At 41.6% G+C, this 231-nt stretch carries 1 pseudogene; it reads left to right on the top strand.

What is annotated here, in order from left to right:
- Positions 1-231 (top strand): annotated as a pseudogene (locus ACSLUH_RS19715) (IS4 family transposase); the annotation flags it as partial.

The raw sequence follows: 231 nt of genomic DNA, 5'->3' as shown, positions 1-231 counted from the left end.
CTATGAGAAAAGGAACTCAGTATGAAGTCGTTCGCTCTTTGGGTCGTCAAGACAAACTCATCAAGCTAAAAACAACAGCACAAGCGAGAAAGAAGTTTGCTGACTTACCCGATGGTATTGAAGTGAGATTGGTCACAAAAACGATTAAGGGAAAAGAGGTGAGCATCCTCACTTCACTGACCGACCCAATGCGTTTTCCTAAAGCTGAAATAGTAGACTTATACAGTGATA

It is taken from the genome of Thalassotalea ganghwensis, from assembly GCF_053485795.1.
This window is presented reverse-complemented; position numbering and strand designations above follow the sequence as displayed.